The sequence below is a fragment of the Campylobacter concisus genome, assembly GCF_003048615.2.
GTDB classification, from domain to species: Bacteria; Campylobacterota; Campylobacteria; order Campylobacterales; family Campylobacteraceae; genus Campylobacter_A; species Campylobacter_A concisus_C.
This window is the reverse complement of record NZ_CP049263.1, coordinates 216,555-235,415: the sequence shown is the minus strand read 5'-3', so window position 1 is coordinate 235,415 and position 18,861 is coordinate 216,555. Positions and strand designations below refer to the sequence as shown.

The window sequence follows — 18,861 nt, the reverse complement described above, 5'->3', positions numbered from 1 at the left end:
TGATGCTTATTAAAAGATAAGCAGACGAGCTATTAGTACTGGTCAGCTAAAGGACTTTCATCCATTACACACCCAGCCTATCAAACACATAGTCTATATGAGCTCTTAAAAGAAGATTCATCTTGGAGTTGGCTTCCTGCTTAGATGCTTTCAGCAGTTATCACATCCCAACATAGCTACCGAGCGGTGCCCTTGGCAGGACAACTCGTACACCAGTGGTTGGTTCGACCCGGTCCTCTCGTACTAGGGTCAACTCTCCTCAATCTTCTTGCGCCCACGGCAGATAGGGACCGAACTGTCTCACGACGTTCTGAACCCAGCTCGCGTACCGCTTTAAATGGCGAACAGCCATACCCTTGGGACCTGCTCCAGCCCCAGGATGCGATGAGCCGACATCGAGGTGCCAAACCTCCCCGTCGATGTGAGCTCTTGGGGGAGATCAGCCTGTTATCCCCGGGGTACCTTTTATCCTTTGAGCGATGGCCCTTCCACACAGAACCACCGGATCACTAAGACCGACTTTCGTCTCTGCTTGACGTGTATGTCTCGCAGTTAAGCTGGCTTATGCCTTTATACTCTACGAACGATTTCCAACCGTTCTGAGCCAACCTTTGTAAGCCTCCGTTACATTTTGGGAGGCGACCGCCCCAGTCAAACTACCCACCAGACATTGTCCTACTTGAGGATAACTCAAGCTAGTTAGCTATCAGAATAAAAAAGAGCGGTATCTCAACAATGGCTCACCATAAACTGGCGTCTATGGATCAAAGCCTCCCGCCTATCCTGCACATTTTTATCCCAATAGCAGTGTCAAGCTGTAGTAAAGGTCCACGGGGTCTTTCCGTCTTGCCGCGGGTAGGAGGAATTTTCACCTCCACTACAATTTCACTGGATCCCTCTTCGAGACAGCTCCCATCTCGTTACGCCATTCATGCAGGTCGATATTTAATCGACAAGGAATTTCGCTACCTTAGGACCGTTATAGTTACGGCCGCCGTTTACTCGGGCTTCGATCAAACGCTTCGCAGAGCTAACGTCATCAATTAACCTTCGAGCACCGGGCAGGCGTCACACCCTATACATCCTCTTACGAGTTAGCAGAGTGCTGTGTTTTTGGTAAACAGTCGGGAGGGACTCTTTGTTGTAACCTTCAATGCTTACGGAGTAAATCCTTCACAAAGTTAGGCACACCTTATACCGAAGATACGGTGCTATTTTGCAGAGTTCCTTGAAGAGAGTTCTTCCACGCGCCTTAGAATACTCATCCCACCCACCTGTGTCGGTTTACGGTACGGGCAACTATAACTAAACTTAGAAACTTTTCTTGGCTCGACAGTATAAAGGATTTACGATTCATTCCGAAGAACTTCACGCACCTGTAAGGCCTCGGCTTAAAGGAGTTCGGATTTGCCTGAACTCCAACCTGCACCTTTCGACCAGCACTACCATCCGCTGGCTCCTCTAACTCTAAGCGTCCTTCCATCGCACATTATAGTTGGCATTGGAATATTAACCAATTTTCCATCGCATACCCCTTTCGGACTTTGCTTAGGACCCGGCTAACCCTACGATGACGAGCATCGCGTAGGAAACCTTGGGTTTACGGCGTTGGGGATTCTCACCCCAATTATCGCTACTCATGCCTGCATGCTCACTTGTATTCGCTCCAGCACTCCTTACCGGTATACCTTCAACGCAAATACAACGCTCTCCTACCACTTAGTAAAACTAAGTCTAAAGCTTCGGTACTCATTTTAGCCCCGTTATATTTTCCGCGCAGAATCACTAGACCAGTGAGCTATTACGCTTTCTTTAAAGGATGGCTGCTTCTAAGCCAACCTCCTGGTTGTTTAAGTAACTCCACATCGTTTTCCACTTAAATGAGATTTAGGGACCTTAGCTGTTAGTCTGGGTTGTTCCCCTCTCGACGACGGATTTTATCACTCGCCGCCTGACTGCCATGATTACACACTAGGTATTCGGAGTTTGATAGGGTTTGGTACATTGGTGTATGCCCTAGCCCATTCAGTGCTCTACCCCCTAGTGTTACTACATGACGCTATACCTAAATATATTTCGGAGAGAACCAGCTATCACGATGTTTGATTGGCCTTTCACCCCTATCCACAAGTCATCCCATAGCTTTTCAACGCTAGCGGGTTCGGTCCTCCACCGGCTCTTACACCGGTTTCAACCTGCTCATGGATAGATCACATCGTTTCGGGTCTGCAACGTCTGACTAAACGCCCTATTAAGACTCGCTTTCGCTACGGCTCCGGGTTTCCTTAACCTCGCCAGACATCACAACTCGCAGGCTCATTATGCAAAAGGCAGTCCATCACCCTGATAAATCATAGGGCTCTGAATGATTGTAAGCAAATGGTTTCAGGTTCTATTTCACTCTGATCACCTCAGTTCTTTTCACCTTTCCCTCACGGTACTTGTGCACTATCGGTCTAGTAGTAGTATTTAGGGTTGGATAGTGGTCTACCCAGCTTCAGACAGAATATCACGTGTTCCGCCCTACTCAGGATACTGCTAAGTAAAACAAAGCTTTCATATACGGGGGTATCACCCTCTGTGCCTAACCTTTCCAGGTCGTTCTATTAGCTAAGTTTAGTCTATATTGCAGTCCTACAACCCCACTAGTAAACTAGTGGTTTGCCCTCTTACGCGTTCGCTCGCCGCTACTAGCGTAATCTCTTTTGATTTCTTTTCCTGAGGGTACTAAGATGTTTCAATTCCCCTCGTTCGCTCCGTTATACGGTAACTAATATCTCTATTAGTTGGGTTGCCCCATTCAGAAATTCCCGGATCAAAGCCCCTTGACGGCTCCCCGAGACTTATCGCAGCCTGGCACGTCTTTCATCGCCTCTACTAGCCAAGGCATCCACCACTTGCTCTTTGTAGCTTACCTTTTCTATATTAGATTATTCTAATTCGCATCACTTCCTTGTTAAAGATAACTTTATGTTACTACATTTAAATTCTAGCTCTCAAGACGGAAAGCATTGACTACTATTTAGATAAGTTTTAAATCCTAAATAGATTGTGATGTCAAACTTTTGCATTAAATGCAAAGAGAATAGAAATTTAAATCTTTAACAAGTCCTGTAAAATTGTTTTTAAAACTTGCTTGTGACTATTAACAATATTAATTAAAAGAACATTTAGACTTCGCAGACTAGCAAGCTAGCCTTTACGACCAAAGAGTTACACCCTTTGGAAACCCCTAAAGCACAAAGTTGCTTTAGGCAACTTCGTAATCAATAAAGATTAAGACGCTTAAAAGTCTAAAGTAAATGCTTCTAAAAACACTTAATATAGACTTTTAGTGTTAAACTATTTTATGGTGGAGAATAGCGGGATCGAACCGCTGACCTCCTGCGTGCAAAGCAGGCGCTCTCCCAGCTGAGCTAATTCCCCAATTAAATTCTCTGGTGGGCCTAACAAGACTTGAACTTGTGACCTCACCCTTATCAGGGGTGCACTCTAACCAGCTGAGCTATAGGCCCCTATAGGTCTATCAATCTTTCAAAACTAAACAAGGATGATTGAGAATATCTTTCTTATAGATATCTTGTGAGGGAATATCTATATGTACTCTAGAAAGGAGGTGATCCAACCGCAGGTTCTCCTACGGTTACCTTGTTACGACTTCACCCCAGTCGCTGATTCCACTGTGGACGGTAACTAATTTAGTATTCCGGCTTCGAGTGAAATCAACTCCCATGGTGTGACGGGCGGTGAGTACAAGACCCGGGAACGTATTCACCGTAGCATGGCTGATCTACGATTACTAGCGATTCCGGCTTCATGGAGTCGAGTTGCAGACTCCAATCCGAACTGGGACATATTTTATAGATTTGCTCCATCTCGCGATATTGCTTCTCATTGTATATGCCATTGTAGCACGTGTGTCGCCCCGGACATAAGGGCCATGATGACTTGACGTCGTCCACACCTTCCTCCTCCTTACGAAGGCAGTCTCATTAGAGTGCTCAGCCGAACTGTTAGCAACTAATGACGTGGGTTGCGCTCGTTGCGGGACTTAACCCAACATCTCACGACACGAGCTGACGACAGCCGTGCAGCACCTGTCTTAACATTTCTGCAAGCAGACACTCTTCTATCTCTAGATGATTTGTTAGATATCAAGTCCGGGTAAGGTTCTTCGCGTATCTTCGAATTAAACCACATGCTCCACCGCTTGTGCGGGTCCCCGTCTATTCCTTTGAGTTTTAATCTTGCGACCGTACTCCCCAGGCGGTATACTTAATCCGTTAGGTGCATTACTGCCAAGACTAGCTTAGCAACAACTAGTATACATCGTTTAGGGCGTGGACTACCAGGGTATCTAATCCTGTTTGCTCCCCACGCTTTCACGCATTAGCGTCAGTTGAGTTCCAGCAGATCGCCTTCGCAATGGGTATTCCTGGTGATCTCTACGGATTTTACCCCTACACCACCAATTCCATCTGCCTCTCCCTCACTCTAGATTATCAGTTTCCCAAGCAGTTCTATGGTTAAGCCATAGGATTTCACAAGAGACTTGATAATCCGCCTACGCGTCCTTTACGCCCAGTGATTCCGAGTAACGCTTGCACCCTCCGTATTACCGCGGCTGCTGGCACGGAGTTAGCCGGTGCTTATTCGTTAGGTACCGTCATTGTTCTTCCCTAACAAAAGGAGTTTACGCTCCGAAAAGTGTCATCCTCCACGCGGCGTTGCTGCTTCAGGGTTTCCCCCATTGAGCAATATTCCCTACTGCTGCCTCCCGTAGGAGTCTGGACCGTGTCTCAGTTCCAGTGTGACTGATCATCCTCTCAGACCAGTTATGCGTCATAGCCTTGGTGAGCCATTACCTCACCAACTAGCTGATACAATATAGCCTCATCCTACACCGAAAAACTTTCCCTATCTAACTTATGCTAGAGAGGAGTATAGAGTATTAGCAGTCGTTTCCAACTGTTGTCCTCTAGTGTAGGGCAGATTAGCTATACATTACTCACCCGTGCGCCACTAACTCATAAGAGCAAGCTCTTACTCGTCCGTTCGACTTGCATGTATTAGGCACGCCGCCAGCGTTCACTCTGAGCCAGGATCAAACTCTCCATATTAATTACCTATCTAATAGATAGGATTTTTATTATGAAGTTTTTAATCAAAAAAACTTTTAGTTTTTATATTAGTTTGTCTAATCTATTATTTAATCATAATAGACTGGCTCAATCGATCACTTGTTTAGATTTCAAAGATTGACTAATAGTTTAACAATTGTAAGTTAAAAGAACAACGATAAGAAAAAGGCTTTATTAACGTTGAAGTTAAAGGTGGTTTCTCGTTTCGTGAGCTGGAATTATATATGAGGGATGCTTAAAGATAGTTGAAATAATTGCAAAATATTTTATAAAATCAAAATTTTTTTAGACATAAATTTGGAGAGTTTTACTCTCCATCTTATTATGTGATATAACTTTTTTCACGATATGTGTCAGCAAACCGCGATAACCTCAATTTCTACAAGTGCATCTTTTGGCAAAGTCTTCACAGCTACCGTGCTTCTAGCAGGATATGGCTCTTTGAAAAATTTAGCGTATGTGACATTTACTTTAGCAAAATCTGCCATATCTGCTAAAAAGATCGTAGTCTTTACGACATTATCAAAACTAAGTCCAGCCTCAGCCAAAATGTTTTGTAAATTTGTAAGTGACTGCTCAGCTTGAGCCTCTACGCTACTACCTACAAACTCGCCTGCTGGTGTGACGCCAAGCTGACCCGAGATAAATAAAAATCCATTCGCACTAATCGCCTGAGAGTATGGTCCGATCGCTTGTGGGGCGTTTTTTGTTGAAATTTGTTTTTTCATATCTTCTCCTTTGAAATTTGGCAAAATCCTACTATAAATTTCTAAATTTTTAGGCACCAAAGGCTATAATGAGCAAAATTTCAAAAGGACAAAGATGCAAATAACTCTTGCACCAAACGAATTTTTAGATGACTACGTGCTTGGTGCGCAGCTTGCCAAAAACGCTGGCATCTCCTCAAACGCCTACCTCTTTTGGAAAAATGCGATCAGCGCTAAATTTGAAAACTCGCGCATCGTTTTTATTAGAAAAAAGAGCGTCCCAGAGAAATTTGCAAGTGCTTTACAAGCTTGCACGCCCTTAAATGGCCTCGTGCCAACTGGCGTTTTTTGCTCATTTACCTCACTCGCCCCATCCCACCTCGTGGCGAAAAATGGCTCGAAAATTTATGAGCTTTTTGAATTTCATGAAATTTGCGGTATCAAATTTTTAAATTTAAAGAAATTTTATGATGATTTAAAGCTTAGTTACTCGTATAGGATTTACATCGAAAAGTGCAAATTTTTCTCGCCAGCGCCCTTTGAAAAGCGCATAAAACTGACTGAGACTATGTGTCTTGGCTACTACTAGCCACCTCGTAAACGATTAGCGCCTCAGTTTTGTAGCCCCCTATCCTATCTTTATATAGCAAAATTTCGTCGTTTTCTCTTTTGGCGTAAATTTTAATGTGAGCGGAGTTTGTGCTCTCGTCGTAGTCCTCGTATATAAATTTAAACTCCTCGCTATCCAGCGTGACAAACTGCAGTGCCTGAAACGAAACAGCAAAGACCAACTTCTCGCTAATGCCACTTGTTCTAAATTTATCAGCCAGCTTCACTACAAAAAACCCCACATCGCTAAAATACTCCTCGCAGCTCTCATACTCGCTTTCAAAAACTACTATTTCATTTATCGACCACTCATTTTGCGTCTTGTTTTGCTCAAATTTCTGCCTTTTTCTTATGGCAGCTTTTAAAAATATCCCTTGGGGTTTTAAGATAAAGCCCTCGTTTAAAATTTGCTTTAGCTTTAAATTTCTAATTTCACTTTTGGTTTTGGTAAAAAATCTAAGTAGTGGCTTTGCTTGATCGTTGCAAAAAGTTTTCATTTTGGGAGAAATTCCGCTAGCTTAGGCTGCTAGCGGATCAAATTTAGATTTTTTTGTAAGGTGCTTGGCCGACTTCGTAGAAGTTATTGCCCTCGCAGTCGATAGCGACTATCGCTGGGAAGTCCTCTACTGTGAGCCTTGCGACTGCCTCTGGTCCTAGCTCTGGATAGGCTAGTACTTCATATTTTTTGATGCTTTGGCTAATGACCGCTCCGATACCGCCGATAGCGACCATATAAACACAGCATGATTTTTTCATAGCCTCGACTACGGCGTCGTTGCGATATCCCTTGCCGATCATGCCATTTATGCCAACTTCATTTATCATAGTTGGTGTGTATTTGTCCATTCTGCCGCTTGTTGTTGGACCTGCTGCGCCGATAGCTTGGTTTGGTTTAGCTGGTGTTGGTCCGACGTAGTAGATAGTCTCGCCCTTTAGCTCAACTGGCAACTTCTCGCCACGTGCTAAAGCCTCTGTTAGTGCCTTGTGAGCGGCGTCACGAGCTGCGATGATAGTGCCTGAGATTAGGACATTGTCGCCTGCTTTTAGGCTCTTTACCACCTCTTTATCAAATGGTGCTGTTATTCTTTTTACTTCTGACATGTTATCTCCTTAAAGCTCGGCGTCTGCGTGGCGTGCAGCGTGGCAGTTGATATTTATGGCTACTGGTAGGCCTGCGATGTGAGTTGGATACCACTCGACATTTACTTTTATGGCAGTTGTATCGCCACCAAGCCCTTGAGGACCGACGCCTGTTTTGCTAGCAAGCTCAAGAAGTTCATCTTCTAGTTTTGCATATCTAGCATCGGCATTTTTGCTATCTACTGGACGAACTGCAGCTTGCTTGGCTAGAAGTGCAGCTTTATCCATAGTGCCGCCTATACCAACGCCTATTGTCATTGGAGGGCAAGCGTTTGGTCCAGCGTATTTTACAGCCTCTAAAAATACCTTTTTAACGCCCTCTATGCCATCAGCTGGCACAAGCATTTTTAGTATTGATTTGTTCTCACTGCCAAAGCCTTTTGGAGCGACTTTTATCTTTAGCTTATCGCCTGGGACGATCCTAGTGTGGATGACTGCTGGAGTGTTGTTTGTGGTGTTTTTTCTCTCAAAAAGTGGCTCAGCAACGACTGATTTTCTAAGATAGCCCTCAGTGTAGCCCTTTGCAACGCCTTCGTTGATCGCATCTTCGATATATCCGCCCTCGATATGCACATCCTGACCGATCTCGACAAAGACAACCGTCATGCCCGTATCTTGGCAAATAGGCGCAACGCCCTCTTCTGCTAGCTTGGCATTTTGCAAAATTTTGCCCAAGATATCCTTACCAAGAGATGAGCTCTCGGTGGTTTGTGCTTTTGTAAAAGCAGCCTTTAGATCTGGTGTAACAACGTAACAGGCTTGTTTGCAAAGCTTTGCAACAGTCTCTTTTATATCTTTTACGTTTACCGTTCTCATTTATCCTCCTCGTAAAAAACAATTTTTAATTATATAAATTATATGTAAAATTTAAGATTAAATTATAATATTAAATTTAATCACCCAACCTCGGTGTTTAAATACTCTTAAGCAACTTTGGATAAACTACAACAAACTTAAATTTCAAAGGAAAAGTTATGAATTCGTTAGTCATCGTGATACTTGTTGTCGCAGTCATTTTTGTCTTTTTCATCAGCCTTTACAACTCACTTGTTGCAAAGCAAAACCAGGTAAAAAGCGTGGAGGCTGGCATCGACGCGCAGCTAAAAAGAAGATATGACCTCATACCAAATTTAGTAGCTACTGCAAAAGAGTACATGGTGCATGAAAAGAGCCTACTAGAAAACATCACTGCCCTTAGAGAAAGCGCTAGAAGCGCCTCTACAAATGAGGAGAAATTTGAGCTAAATAACAAAATTTCAAGCTTGCTAAATGGTTTAAGAGTGAGCGTAGAAAACTACCCAGATCTAAAAGCAAATCAAAATTTACTTCACATCCAAAGCACACTAAACGAGGTCGAAGAGCAAATTTCAGCTGCGCGCCGTGCCTACAACTCAGCTGTTGAAATTTACAACAACGCCACACAGATGTTTCCTTCAAACATCGTAGCTTCAATGTTTGGCTTTCACAAAGATGTGTTTTTTGATATCCCTGAAAATGAAGCAGTTGCTCCAAACGTCGGTGATCTTTTTAAAAAATAAGGCATAAAAAATGCAAGCAGACGAACTAAAAGGCATCGATCTAAGCGACCTTGACGAGCTTGAAAAAGAGCGTCTTGCTATGGGGCAAAAAGCCTTTAAAATGATAGTTTATGGCTTTCTTGGCATCATAGTTGTAAGTGGTTTTTTGGCATCACTGCACCTTGGAAATTTATTTTTCTTTTTGCTAATCGGCGGAGTTTTTTATCTTGGCAAGACGATAAATGGGCTAAAAAACGAGCTTATAGCAAAATTTAAACAAAAAGTAGTTGGCGTCATCGTAAAAAACTATGGTCTAAATTTCAGCGCAAATGGCGGACTAAGTTTGAATGATTTTTTAAAAATTTATGACGCTGATGTAAATAGACACTACGCAGAAGATATGATCTACGGACAGATCGATGAGACGCAGTTTAAGCTTTGTGATTTTTATGCGGCAAAAGAGACGCAAGGTGAGAAACGCACCACTACAACGGTAAAATTTCAAGGTATTTTACTAAAGGCTGAGTTTAAAAAAGAGCTAAACGCCACGATCTACGTCTGCGATAAAAAGCGAACGTCTGATCTAAGAAGCGATGGCGAGCAAGCTGTGATGGATAACCCTAAATTTAATGAGCTTTTTAAGACCTATGCGACCGATCAGATCGCTGCTAGATACGCTCTGACGCCAAAGTTGATGGAAAATTTCACCACTCTAAGAACTAAATTTAACGCCCCACTCTCGGCAGTGTTTTTAAAAAATGAAATTTTCATCGCGATCGATCTTAGAAAGGATAGCTTTGAGCCTGATCTTAAAAAGCCGATAAACAGCAACGAGAGCGTGCAAAACTACATCTCAAGTATCAGCGACTTTGTGGAGATCGTGCGTGATCTGGAGCTAAACAAAAACATCTGGAAGAGCTAAATTTATAAAATGCCAGATAAGACAAAACTCAAAGAGGGCGACATATTTTACGTCTATAATGACTACTACAAGAGATATTTCTTTGGCAAAATATTAGCTGATATTAAAAACCGCCTTGTAAAGCGAGCGAATGAGGGCCTTCTTTGGCCGCTTGATTTTTTTAGTGACTGCTACTTGGTTGCTGTTTATAAAGATATAGCAGATACACCGGTGCTAAAAAGCCGTGAATTTATAATCCCGGGTAGCTTCATCTACAAAAGCAGTTTCAACCGCAAAAATGAAGACGGCATAAAGTGGGTGTATTATGATCACGAAGATATCAACTACCAAGAGTTAGAATTTCCAGAGTATATCGTAAGTAGCAATGATAAAATTTGCCTAGAGAGAGGAGAGCTTAGCATACCAACTAGCTTAACTCGCACGCAATATGAAAATGAATTTAACATTACTGGCAGCAAAACTGGCGGCATAAACTACTCAAATGCCCTGCTCTTACAAGGCTTGCCAGCGTATAAAGAGAGGATAGATTATAGCGATCTTCGCCTTTTGCCAGAGCTTCGTAAAAAGCTCTATGAGATGATAGGAGAGGACCCAGACATGCCGTACTACAAGCTAGCATTAAAGCATGGCAAAGATCTAGCACGCTTTTATCAAGATAAATTTACACATAAAAATAGATAAGCAAATTTGGCTATAAAAGAGCTATTAAGAGGCGTTTTAAAATTTAACAAAAGAAATTTCGCTCTCTTACTGCAGCCTAGATGAGTGCGATAGAGAAATTTATAACGAAATTTCGTGACATCACATCTCCCAGTAAAGGCTAATTAACTTTAGTAAATTTAAATATCACAAGCAATATTACTCGGCTACTTTTGCAAGCAAATGATAAATTTAAAACTAGCAAGCCACTTTTAAATTTATAACCAAATTTACAAAAATGCGGTGATAACGTTTTTAGAATTTAGAGCTATTTAAAAAGGTGGTGTCGCTTTAAATTTTGTGGTTTTGTGAGATAAATTTGATGGCTTAGAGTCTTTAAAAAGCGCAATGCCACTTAAATTTGCCCTATTTTTTATGATTTTTGATATTAAATTTAATGGCTCAAAAAAGCCATTAAATTTATAAACTAAGCCTGAGCAGGCTCCTCTTCTTCTTTTATCTTTTTTCTAACTTTTACACGTGAGATGCTAGCTCCATCCATCTTTCTCACCTCGTAGTAGCAGTTTTCATCCTCGATCTTGTCCCCAACTACTGGCAAACGACCGATAAGGTTAAAGACATATCCGCCGATAGTGACTTGATCAGTCTCTTCATCAAAGCTTATGCCAAGAAGCTCCTCAACACTCTCTAGATCGTATCTGCCTTGGAATTCATAGATGTTTTCATTTATCTTTTTATAGTGTTGATCTACCTCGTCGTGCTCGTCGTTAAAGTCGCCAAGTACCTCCTCCATGATATCCTCCATCGTAAGAAGTCCAGCCGTGCCGCCATACTCATCAACTACAAGCGCAGCTGAAATTTGCTCCTTGTTCATCATCACAAGCACCTTTGATATAGAAAGGCTCTCAGGCACGATGACAAATTTACGCACGATCGCGTCAAAACTCTTCTCTTTATCCTCGCTAAAGTGCAGCTGCAAGATATCTCTAATGTGTATCATGCCCAAAATGATATCTTTTGAGCCGTCTATATAAGGATAGCGAGTATATTTTGACTCAAAAACGACTTGTAAATTCTCTTCAAAGCTCTTTTGTTTGTTTATACAGATCATGTCACGTCTTGGCGTCATAACCTCTTTTGCGACCGTGTCACTAAAATCAACTGCATTTTTGATAAGCTCAGTCTCAAAGCTATCAAGCACGCCGCCTTTTAAGCTCTCGCCAACGATGATCTTGATCTCCTCTTCAGAGTGCGCTAGCTCATTCTCTTTTGCTGGCTGGATACCTAAAATTTTAAGTCCAAATGTAGCTAGGATGTCAAAAAGCTTTATAATAGGCGAAAATAGTATCCAGAAAAAGTGAAGCGGACGGGCGATTTTAAGCACTGCTGATTCTGATTTTGCTATGGCGACTGACTTTGGCACAAGCTCGCCCATAACTACGTGAAGTAGCGTGATAAGCGTAAATGCGATCGCAAAGCCGACTGTATGAACTAAGATATCGCTAAGATTAAAAACATTTTTAAGTGGGGCTTCTATGAGCCTTGCGACTGCTGGCTCACCGATCCAACCAAGGGCGAGCGAGCTTAGCGTGATGCCAAGCTGAGTGGCGCTAAGATAGGTATCAAGCTTGTTTGACATCTCAAAGGCAAGCTGGGCGTTTGGCTTTTTCTCTTTGATAAGCTCTTCAAGTCTAGACTTGCGAACCTTAACAAGGGAAAATTCCGACAAAACAAAAAATGCGTTTAGTAAAATGAATATAATGGCAAGTATTACCATTAAAAGCGAGTTATCGCTACTGGGGTACAATTATGATCCTTAAGAGTTAAAAATTTTGGCTGATTATAGCGAATTTATATTTAGCGGTCAAATTAGCCGCGCCCAAAAGTAACAACGTTTCTTAAATTTAAGATTTATAAAAAGTTCTTAAATCATATTTTGGTAACATTATTTTCATCACTAAATTTATGGATTTTACAATGAGCAAAAAGAATTTTTCATCACGCTGGGCGTTTATACTAGCCTCAGTTGGTTCAGCCGTTGGTATGGCAAATGTTTGGGGCTTTCCTTACAAGCTTGGCACAAATGGTGGTGGAGCGTTTTTACTCATCTACATCTTTTTTGTGGCACTTTTTTCATACGTTGGCCTAAGCGCTGAGTATGCGATCGGCAGGCGCGCAAAGACTGGCACACTTGGCTCATATAAATACGCATGGGAGAGTAGAAATTTAGGCGTCATAGGTAGTATCATCGGCTGGCTTCCACTTGCTGGCTCACTTTGCATAGCCATTGGCTACGCAGTCATCATCGCCTACGTGCTAAAAGCTCTCACGCAGGCACTTACTGGCTCGTTTATGAGCGTTGATACAAATGTCTGGTTTGACTCCTTTGCGCTTCATGAGTACTCAGTCTTGCCCTATCACTTCATAGTGATCGTTGGCACGCTTCTTACGCTATTTTTTGGAGCAAAAAGCATCGAAAAGACTAATAAAATCATGATGCCACTATTTTTCGTGTTATTTGCCATTTTGGCTATAAATGTTGCGATGCTGCCAAACGCATTTGAGGGGTATAAATTTCTATTTATCCCTGACTTTAGCAAGCTTGAAGATCCGATGGTATGGGTCACTGCGATGGGTCAAGCCTTTTTCTCGCTCTCTATCACGGGATCAGGCATGATAGTTTATGGAGCATATCTTTCAAAGAACGAAGACGTCGTTGCAAGTGCGAAAACTACGGCATTTTTTGACACCCTTGCAGCTCTTGTGGCGGCCCTTGTTATGATCCCAGCGGTCTTTGCCTACGCTATGGACCCAGCTGGCGGGCCAAAGCTACTTTTCGTAACGCTTCCTAAAATTTTACAAAACATGATCGGCGGTCAAATTTTTGCGATCATACTATTTACAGCAGTCATTTTTGGCGGTATCACCTCGCTTCAAAATATGTTTGAGGTGGTCGCTGAGTCACTCATGCATAAATTCCCACGCCTTAGCAGGTTTTGGACGCTTGCGCTACTTTGCGTGGTTTGCTTTGGCTTTGGAGCGTTTATGGAGCCTATTAGCAGCTGGGGACCTTGGATGGACTTTGTCTCTATCTACATCATACCAATAGGCGCGGTCATCGGCGCAATATCTTGGTTTTGGGTCATTAAAAAAGAAGAAATTTTAGATGAGATAAACTCTGGAGCTAGCAAACCTTATGGCTCGCTCTGGTATTTTGTGGGTAAATTTATCTACGTTCCGCTCACGCTTTTACTCTGTGTGATCGCCATTAGCAAGGGAATTTCTTTCTAAATTCCCTTTTGGCTAAATTTATTTTAGCTTTTTGGTGCCTATGTAGGTGGCAAAGACCTCTTGCGAGCCATCTTTTTTAAAGAGTATGACGTCGTATTGCTCGGCTTTGCCGCCTTGCTCCATGCCCTGACTCTCCATAGGCATGCCAGGCACTGCGATACCAACGGCATCTTTTGGTTTAAGCTCCAGCAGGCGCTTGACCTCATCAGCTGGCACGTGACCCTCGATGACGTAGCCATCAACGATCGCTGTGTGGCAGCTTGAAAGCTCTAGTGGCACGTGAAATTCTTTTTTAACCTTGACCAAGTCATCTACTTTGATGGTCTCTTCGCTAAAGCCAGCCTTTTGCATAGCACTCGCCCAGTTGCCACAACAACCGCAAGTTGGGCTTTTATAGACCTTCATATCGGCCCCAAGTGCTAAGGTCGCACAAAGGCTAAGAGCTAAAAATGCAAATTTCTTCATCATTTTCCTTTACGTTAAAATTTGCAAAATGATATAGTTTGGGTTTAAATTTTATATAAATGCTTAAACCTTGCCTGCTATAATTGCCAAAATTTACAAAAGGCACTTTATGTTTTCATCATTTTTCAAAGACAAAAAATGGGCACTTTGGGCTTACGGCGGAGCGATATTTATCATCTTGCTGCTTGTCTATCAAACGCACCTAAACGTCCGCATCAACGAGTGGTATAAAAATTTCTACGACATCGTGCAAAACTCAAAGGATCACAATGTAGATGAGTTTTGGCGCGAGATATTAAATTTCATAAAGATCGCCATGCCATACGTAGTGACCTACACGGTGATATCGTTCTTTGCGAGCCACTGGGTCTTTCGCTGGAGGGAGGCGATGACCTTTAAGTACCTCAAATTTTGGAGAAACTGCCAAAACGACATCGAGGGCAGCTCGCAGCGTATCCAAGAGGACGTTTATCGCTTTGCTAAGATCATGGAGAGCCTTGGCGTGCAGGTTTTAAAGGCATTTATGACACTGATTGCCTTTATACCAGTGCTTTGGGAGCTAAGCAAAAGCGTGAGCCTGCCTTTCATCAAGGACATCGAGGGCTCGCTAGTTTATATCGCTCTACTAATTAGCATCGGAGGCCTCATCGTATCGTGGTTTGTGGGCATAAAGCTGCCACACCTTGAGTATAACAACCAAAAAGCGGAGGCGGCGTTTAGAAAAGAGCTGGTTTATGGTGAGGATGATAAGCTCAAATTTTGCCAGCCAAACGTTATGCTAGAGCTTTTTACAGGGGTGAAGCTAAACTACTACAAGCTATTTTTGCACTACGGCTACTTTAATCTTTGGCTCATCTCGTTTTCGCAAATTCTTGTCATTGTGCCTTACATCATCATGGGCAATGGCCTATTTAGCGGCGTCATCACGCTTGGCGTTTTGATCCAAGCTAGCAATGCCTTCTCACAGGTCAGAGAGAGTTTTAGCGTCTTTATCGATAACTGGACAACGATAACTGAGCTAAGATCGGTCAATAAGCGTTTGAGAGAATTTGAGAGAAATATAGACTATAAAGCGTAAGGGTTAAATTTATATACTGAAGAAACTCGGATGAATTTTAAAATTTATGAACGAGTAATTTCGGCTCTAAAATTTGAGCTAAGCTATAAGCGAAGCCAAATTTTAGTAGTCAATTCTTGCGAGTGAATGAAAGTTTAAAATTTGCAAAAGTGGTAAATTTCTATTTTTGAAATCGCAAAATTTAAATTTCACCCCTCGTTTAACAATGAATATCCAACTCAGGCTATAATACGCCAAATTTTAATCCAAAAAGGATGAAAATGAAAAAAATTTTACTTACGTTATTAACAGCTAGCATGCTTATCACAGGTTGCACGAGCGTCACAAAATCAGGCGCAGTGGGCATAGACCGAAAACAATTTATGCTAGTATCGGCTGAAGCGATGGAGCAAAGTTCAGCTCAAGCTTATGTCAAGACGCTAACAGCTGCTAGAAGCAAGGGCGAGCTAAATGTCGATCCGATCCTCACAAAAAGGGTTCAAGATATCGCAAAAAGGCTGATCGCGCAAACTGGCGTTTTTAGAGATGATGCCTTAAAATGGAAGTGGCAAGTAAATGTCATCAACGAAGATACGCTAAATGCTTGGTGCATGCCAGGGGGCAGGATCGTCGTTTATAGCGGTATTATTAAAAAGCTAAATTTGACAGATGCACAGCTAGCGGCGGTCATGGGTCACGAGATCGCCCACGCGCTTAGAGAGCACGGCAGAGAGCAAGCTAGCACCGACCAGCTCAAAAACATCGGCATCTTCGCAGTCGCAACCGCCACAGGACTTGGCGATCTTGGCGCAAGCGCTCTAAATTTAGCCAGCCAATACACCATCTCACTGCCATTTTCTCGCTCACACGAGACCGAGGCTGATCACATCGGCACTGAGCTAATGGCAAGAGCTGGATACGATCCAAAAGAGGCGGTCGAAGTTTGGGTTAAGATGAGCAAGATGAGCGGTGGCAAAGTGCCTGAAATTTTAAGCACTCACCCATCAAACGAGAGCAGGATCAAGGATCTAAAAGAGGTCGCAGCAAAGCTTGAGCCAGTATATCAAGCAGCCAAAAAAGGTTAGGCTTGATCGAGCGAGCAAATTTAAGCGACCTTGAAGCGATCACGCAAATTTATAATGACTACATACTAGAAAGAAGTGCGACTGCTGATATGCAGCCAGTTAGCACAAAGGAGCGAGAGCCTTGGTTTAACGCCCACGGCGACTCGCGCCCTATCTTTATCTACAAAGAAAATGATGAAATTTTAGGCTACTGCTCGCTAAGTGACTTCAATCCCAAGATCGCTTACGATATAAGCGTAGAGATAAGCATCTATGTCGCTAAAAAGGCTCTTAAAAAGGGCATCGGCAAGCAGCTTTTAGCCCACAGCCTAAATGAAGCTAGAGGGCTAAATTTAAAAAACGTCATCGCGCTAATCTTTAGCAAAAACGAAGCAAGCCTTGGGCTGTTTTTGAAATTTGGCTTTGAAAAATGGGGCGAACTGCCTGGCGTTTGCCTGATGGATGGCGAGTATAAAGATGTCGTTATCTTGGGATTAAAGCTCTAAAAGCCAAGCATTAAGCAAATGAAGATATAATCACCTTCTTCTTGGGTAGATGTCCGAGCGGTTTAAGGAGCACGCCTGGAACGCGTGTGTGGGGCAACTCACCGAGAGTTCGAATCTCTCTCTACCCGCCATTACTTATAAGCAATTATAATCTATTATAAACATCAACCTTTATTAACCAATTTTTTTAAAATATAATTGATACCATTTCTATTCTATTATTTACAATATGAATTAAAATAATACAAAATTATTACTATTAAAAGCGGGGAGCGGTGATATTGAAATTAATAGTAGAGTTATTATCTTTTTGTGGTGAATATTTTTTATCGTACTCTAAAGACTTAATAAGGCACATTGTAGCAATAAAAATTATAATTATATTAAAAAGCCAAAGTTTTGAGCAACATCCATTACTTTCTCTTTTACCAAAATGTATTTCTTTAATAAAGTTAAAAAGCAAATTTAATATATTGACTATAAAAATACCTAAGAAACATATAATTGCTACAAGTTTGAGAGTATTAGGCTTGTCTATATTTTGCAAAACAGAAGCAGAGAAAGACATATTTGCAACAAAAGCTATTATAATAGAAGCAAATATGCCTAAAATAGCAACATAATTTGCCTGTGTCTTCTCTATAGCATTTTTTACTTGTTCTATTTCCTTTTTTGTTGTTTGAATACTATCTTTTGTTTTGTTTACTTCCTTGGACTGTTCGTTTATTTTATCCTCAGTATTTTGAATATTACTTTCTGTTTTTCTAATTTGCTCGCTTGTGCTTGCCATAAATTGAAGTTGAACTGCCTCTAAATTTATATGATCATATAATTTGAATAAATGTCTTAAGAATTCTTCTTCATTTTTATCATCTGCTTTTAAATTCTTTTTTACCTCTTTATAAATCTCCAATAGCTTATTCGCAATTATAGTTATCTTGTTTATATCGCCATTCGATATACTTATTAAAGAAGCATTAATGGATGAGTAACTATGTCTAAAATCATCCTTATATATTTCTCTTAATTTACTCACAAAATTGTTGTTTGGTGCATCCTCTATACAACATAAATTATTTAAGATTTCGTATAATTTATTATCACCATCTCTATCAATACTGAAGTCTGATTTCTCTCCCCAGCCATATGGGTCATTTGAATTCATTTTTTATTGCTTCTTATTTCTTTAGCAAAATCATTCATTAATTCTGTTGAGATTTCCTTGTTGCAACTTCCACTATAAAAAGTTTTATACCATGGCGTATCTTTTTTATGGCTCTTTTCTACTAAATCCCATGCTGGAGTATCAGCAAGACTATCTATTTTATTATTTAACCTATCCAAATAGTTATCAGGGAAATTTTCTTGGAATTCCTGCTTAATTATTATTGGACTAGCTGCCAACATAGAAAAATTTCTATAAACTGCCGGGACAACTGGACCATATTGCCAAGCTTCAAAATTATCATCTATAAGTCTTTCTTCAGTCTGAACAAGAAAAGTCATATCCAAGAAATATAGTATTTTTTGGAGCTTTAAATTTGTTATAGGACGTCCTGTTTCAATGCATCTATTAATTACATGTGCTGCCACATCCATTGCTTTCATTTTTGCTCCTTTAGATAAAATTAATTGAATTATATAAAGAACTTTAAGACTTTTAAATGTCTAAAATAATTATAGTGGTAAAAATATGAATTAATTTATTTGTATATTATCAAAAAAAAGTCAAAAATATATTAAATTTTTAAAATAAGTCAAACTAAACAGACAAATAATTTA

Annotated in this window: 16 protein-coding genes, 3 tRNA genes and 2 rRNA genes; 9 read left to right on the top strand and 12 right to left on the bottom strand. The window is 41.2% G+C overall.

Translation table 11 applies throughout. The features are described from left to right. Positions 1-12: 12 nt before the first annotated feature. From CVS89_RS01270 to CVS89_RS01250, 5 genes are all read right to left on the bottom strand, one after another. Positions 13-2,917, bottom strand: a 23S ribosomal RNA gene (locus tag CVS89_RS01270). A 433-nt stretch (positions 2,918-3,350) separates the two neighbouring features. Beyond that, positions 3,351-3,426 (bottom strand) — tRNA-Ala (locus tag CVS89_RS01265). Positions 3,427-3,438: 12 nt separating this feature from the next. Further along, positions 3,439-3,515, bottom strand: a tRNA-Ile gene (locus CVS89_RS01260). 94 nt (positions 3,516-3,609) lie between these two features. After that, positions 3,610-5,120: ribosomal RNA gene (locus CVS89_RS01255) — 16S ribosomal RNA — on the bottom strand. The 16S and 23S rRNA genes sit together here with 2 tRNA genes alongside, the layout of an rRNA operon. Positions 5,121-5,494: 374 nt before the next feature. After that, on the bottom strand, positions 5,495-5,869 hold the full coding sequence (locus tag CVS89_RS01250; protein ID WP_107848300.1) for a RidA family protein: 375 nt from the start codon (positions 5,867-5,869) through the stop codon (positions 5,495-5,497). Between the two features lie 94 nt (positions 5,870-5,963). Between CVS89_RS01250 and CVS89_RS01245 the strand changes: the two genes are divergently transcribed. Then, positions 5,964-6,437 (top strand): cysteine permease, encoded by a 474-nt coding sequence (locus tag CVS89_RS01245; RefSeq protein WP_107848299.1) that lies wholly within the window; start codon positions 5,964-5,966, stop codon positions 6,435-6,437. Here CVS89_RS01245 and CVS89_RS01240 read toward each other — a convergent pair. Genes CVS89_RS01240 through CVS89_RS01230 form a run of 3 tightly spaced genes read right to left on the bottom strand, consistent with a single transcriptional unit; the run spans position 6,415 to position 8,413 of the window. Next, positions 6,415-6,954: an L-cystine-binding protein TcyA gene (locus tag CVS89_RS01240; protein ID WP_107848298.1), complete on the bottom strand. Its 540-nt coding sequence runs from the start codon at positions 6,952-6,954 to the stop codon at positions 6,415-6,417. The genes CVS89_RS01245 and CVS89_RS01240 overlap by 23 nt on opposite strands. Positions 6,955-6,997: 43 nt before the next feature. Beyond that, positions 6,998-7,558: a Fe-S-containing hydro-lyase gene (locus CVS89_RS01235; RefSeq protein ID WP_021092611.1), complete on the bottom strand. Its 561-nt coding sequence runs from the start codon at positions 7,556-7,558 to the stop codon at positions 6,998-7,000. Positions 7,559-7,567: 9 nt separating this feature from the next. Further along, positions 7,568-8,413, bottom strand: coding sequence for a fumarate hydratase (locus CVS89_RS01230; RefSeq protein WP_009295312.1), 846 nt, complete (start codon positions 8,411-8,413; stop codon positions 7,568-7,570). Between the two features lie 158 nt (positions 8,414-8,571). Between CVS89_RS01230 and CVS89_RS01225 the strand changes: the two genes are divergently transcribed. Genes CVS89_RS01225 through CVS89_RS01215 form a run of 3 tightly spaced genes read left to right on the top strand, consistent with a single transcriptional unit; the run spans position 8,572 to position 10,717 of the window. Continuing rightward, entirely contained in the window at positions 8,572-9,135 is a 564-nt protein-coding gene (locus tag CVS89_RS01225) for a LemA family protein (protein WP_012140517.1), read from the top strand. 10 nt (positions 9,136-9,145) lie between these two features. Beyond that, positions 9,146-10,036 (top strand): DUF3137 domain-containing protein, encoded by an 891-nt coding sequence (locus CVS89_RS01220; protein WP_107848297.1) that lies wholly within the window; start codon positions 9,146-9,148, stop codon positions 10,034-10,036. 9 nt (positions 10,037-10,045) lie between these two features. Then, on the top strand, positions 10,046-10,717 hold the full coding sequence (locus CVS89_RS01215) for a sugar transporter (protein WP_107848296.1): 672 nt from the start codon (positions 10,046-10,048) through the stop codon (positions 10,715-10,717). A gap of 445 nt (positions 10,718-11,162) precedes the next feature. Here the strand turns inward: CVS89_RS01215 and CVS89_RS01210 are convergent, their stop codons facing one another. Next, positions 11,163-12,503 (bottom strand): hemolysin family protein, encoded by a 1,341-nt coding sequence (locus CVS89_RS01210; protein ID WP_012140520.1) that lies wholly within the window; start codon positions 12,501-12,503, stop codon positions 11,163-11,165. Between the two features lie 170 nt (positions 12,504-12,673). On the opposite strand from CVS89_RS01210, the gene CVS89_RS01205 reads away from it, so the two are divergent. Further along, positions 12,674-13,987 carry a sodium-dependent transporter gene (locus tag CVS89_RS01205; RefSeq protein ID WP_107848295.1) on the top strand — a complete coding sequence of 438 codons (1,314 nt, stop codon included), beginning with the start codon at positions 12,674-12,676 and terminating at the stop codon, positions 13,985-13,987. Between the two features lie 18 nt (positions 13,988-14,005). On the opposite strand, the gene CVS89_RS01200 is transcribed toward CVS89_RS01205, so the two are convergent. Next, a complete protein-coding gene (locus CVS89_RS01200; RefSeq protein WP_103608907.1) occupies positions 14,006-14,452 on the bottom strand; it encodes a DUF411 domain-containing protein in 447 nt (148 codons plus the stop codon). Between the two features lie 109 nt (positions 14,453-14,561). Here CVS89_RS01200 and CVS89_RS01195 point away from each other — a divergent pair, with 109 nt between their 5' ends. From CVS89_RS01195 to CVS89_RS01180, 4 genes are all read left to right on the top strand, one after another. Further along, complete coding sequence (locus CVS89_RS01195) at positions 14,562-15,530, top strand: putative transporter (protein ID WP_107848294.1); 969 nt, start codon at positions 14,562-14,564, stop codon at positions 15,528-15,530. A gap of 260 nt (positions 15,531-15,790) precedes the next feature. Beyond that, entirely contained in the window at positions 15,791-16,594 is an 804-nt protein-coding gene (locus CVS89_RS01190; protein ID WP_107848293.1) for a M48 family metallopeptidase, read from the top strand. Positions 16,595-16,596: 2 nt separating this feature from the next. Then, the gene (locus CVS89_RS01185) at positions 16,597-17,079 is read left to right on the top strand and encodes a GNAT family N-acetyltransferase (RefSeq protein ID WP_107848292.1); all 483 of its coding nucleotides are present in this window, start codon (positions 16,597-16,599) and stop codon (positions 17,077-17,079) included. 43 nt (positions 17,080-17,122) lie between these two features. Then, positions 17,123-17,210: transfer RNA gene (locus tag CVS89_RS01180), tRNA-Ser, on the top strand. 128 nt (positions 17,211-17,338) lie between these two features. On the opposite strand, the gene CVS89_RS01175 is transcribed toward CVS89_RS01180, so the two are convergent. Together CVS89_RS01175 and CVS89_RS01170 are read right to left on the bottom strand one after the other, a co-directional pair. Next, entirely contained in the window at positions 17,339-18,244 is a 906-nt protein-coding gene (locus tag CVS89_RS01175) for a coiled-coil domain-containing protein (protein WP_107848291.1), read from the bottom strand. After that, positions 18,241-18,687, bottom strand: a complete 447-nt coding sequence (locus CVS89_RS01170; RefSeq protein ID WP_107848290.1) for a Panacea domain-containing protein — start codon at positions 18,685-18,687, stop codon at positions 18,241-18,243. Before CVS89_RS01170 ends, CVS89_RS01175 begins: the two co-directional genes overlap by 4 nt. Positions 18,688-18,861: the final 174 nt, after the last annotated feature.

Coding starts and splice junctions, on each gene's coding strand:
- CVS89_RS01195 (WP_107848294.1), top strand. CDS start 14,562: ATGTTTTCATCATTTTTCAAAGACAAAAAATGGGCACTTTGGGCTTAC.
- CVS89_RS01225 (WP_012140517.1), top strand. CDS start 8,572: ATGAATTCGTTAGTCATCGTGATACTTGTTGTCGCAGTCATTTTTGTC.
- CVS89_RS01215 (WP_107848296.1), top strand. CDS start 10,046: ATGCCAGATAAGACAAAACTCAAAGAGGGCGACATATTTTACGTCTAT.
- CVS89_RS01190 (WP_107848293.1), top strand. CDS start 15,791: ATGAAAAAAATTTTACTTACGTTATTAACAGCTAGCATGCTTATCACA.
- CVS89_RS01170 (WP_107848290.1), bottom strand. CDS start 18,687: ATGAAAGCAATGGATGTGGCAGCACATGTAATTAATAGATGCATTGAA.
- CVS89_RS01250 (WP_107848300.1), bottom strand. CDS start 5,869: ATGAAAAAACAAATTTCAACAAAAAACGCCCCACAAGCGATCGGACCA.
- CVS89_RS01230 (WP_009295312.1), bottom strand. CDS start 8,413: ATGAGAACGGTAAACGTAAAAGATATAAAAGAGACTGTTGCAAAGCTT.
- CVS89_RS01240 (WP_107848298.1), bottom strand. CDS start 6,954: ATGAAAACTTTTTGCAACGATCAAGCAAAGCCACTACTTAGATTTTTT.
- CVS89_RS01200 (WP_103608907.1), bottom strand. CDS start 14,452: ATGAAGAAATTTGCATTTTTAGCTCTTAGCCTTTGTGCGACCTTAGCA.
- CVS89_RS01175 (WP_107848291.1), bottom strand. CDS start 18,244: ATGAATTCAAATGACCCATATGGCTGGGGAGAGAAATCAGACTTCAGT.
- CVS89_RS01220 (WP_107848297.1), top strand. CDS start 9,146: ATGCAAGCAGACGAACTAAAAGGCATCGATCTAAGCGACCTTGACGAG.
- CVS89_RS01235 (WP_021092611.1), bottom strand. CDS start 7,558: ATGTCAGAAGTAAAAAGAATAACAGCACCATTTGATAAAGAGGTGGTA.
- CVS89_RS01245 (WP_107848299.1), top strand. CDS start 5,964: ATGCAAATAACTCTTGCACCAAACGAATTTTTAGATGACTACGTGCTT.
- CVS89_RS01205 (WP_107848295.1), top strand. CDS start 12,674: ATGAGCAAAAAGAATTTTTCATCACGCTGGGCGTTTATACTAGCCTCA.